Below are 1,516 nucleotides of genomic sequence, written 5' to 3' on the forward strand. Positions count from 1 at the left end.
TAATTTAGTTAACGTTGATGGTAACTTGAAATCATGCATCAACGAATAATTATCAATTTCCTGATTTAACTTAAAAATAACCTTATTTAGATCAATATCTTGTTCTATTTCACTTAAAGCATGATCAATTATTGTCATTGCTTCAACATCACCAGTAATATCTGGCTGTGTTTTCATACTAAGCAGAACAGATTTTAATTTTTCATCCATTACCTGCAACTAAACCAACTACATACAAGAAGACGCAACAAATCACGAGATACAGACTGCCCCACTTGACAGTTTCCTTCAAGATCTCGCTTTCATCACCTTCACGATTAATCGCACAGGTTGCTACGGCAATATTCTGTGGTGACAGCATCCCTGCCGTTGCACCCGTCATGTTCGACGCTACAATCCAGTACTTGCTTACACCTAAGTCCGTTGCAGCTGACAGTTGCAAGTTACCAAAGAGCACGTTAGCTGAAGTAGCGGAGCCTGTTAAGAATGTTCCAAGAGCTCCAATTAACGGTGCAAACAATGGATAAACAGGTCCAAGCAAGTCCTACAATGGCACAAACCGTAATCGTGGTCTTCCACACGCTCTTAATGCATTGTCCTAAAATCTGCATCATTTTCTTAAAGCTAACGCCTTGAATGGTTCCCCCCAATTAATGTGGAAATCAAAAGCAATGTTCCTGGAGAAATAGCCAAGGTATTAGGATTCTTGCCAGTGTAAATAACCAAGTTAGTTGTAGCCTTGCTGAGCAAATTATTCACTGGCGCTACCAATGATGAGGCAAAAATGACGAAGATAAAGACCAAGATAAATGGTGAACATGCCTTAAGCATTTCCTTCATACTTGGGCGCTCCACATCAGGTTCTTTCTCCTCTTCATGCCATCTGGTAAACAAAACCGTAATAGCGATTGAGCAAAGTGAACCTACAATTGCAGGTAATTCTGCACCAACAAATTTAGCGGCTATTACCTGGGGAATAGCCATGCCAAGTCCTGACATCAAGGTAATCAAGCCAACGCCTTTAACAGCCTTAATGCTGCCTTCCGTCAAAATTACCAAAATAAATGGCACTAGCAATACCAAAACGAATAATTGCAAAGTTACAATGAAGGATAAATTTTCTTGCTTCAAGTTAGTTACTTCAGCTAATGTCAAAATTGGCAAACCAATTGCACCAAATGCTGTTGCAGTGGTGTTGGCAATCAAACTAATTACTGACGCTCTAATTGGATCTAACCCAAAAGCAATCAAAATACTTGCCGCAATTGCGACCGCTGTACCAAAACCGGCAATTGATTCAAGAAAGCCGCCAAAGCCTCAAGCAATAATTAGCACGATAATGCGCTTATCAGTTGAAATCGTAGCCAGCATGTTCTGAATGATTTTCATTCCGCCCGATTCAGTAGTTACATTGTACGCAAATAACGCCAGCACGATTACGAACATGATTGGCCAAATACCCATGATGATCCCTTCTAGGGCTCCTGTCATAGTATCTAAAACCGGCAATTTAAAA

Annotated in this window: 1 protein-coding gene and 1 pseudogene; both read right to left on the reverse strand. The window is 40.3% G+C overall.

Annotated elements, in window-relative coordinates:
* On the reverse strand, positions 1-210 hold a 210-nt coding region (locus HMPREF0518_RS06655), incomplete at its 3' end, for a bacteriocin immunity protein (RefSeq protein ID WP_003627322.1).
* A pseudogene (locus tag HMPREF0518_RS06660) lies at positions 203-1,516 on the reverse strand (L-lactate permease); the annotation flags it as partial. The gene HMPREF0518_RS06655 and the pseudogene HMPREF0518_RS06660, both read right to left, overlap by 8 nt.

The organism is Lactobacillus helveticus DSM 20075 = CGMCC 1.1877, from assembly GCF_000160855.1.
Lineage (GTDB): Bacteria > Bacillota > Bacilli > Lactobacillales > Lactobacillaceae > Lactobacillus > Lactobacillus helveticus.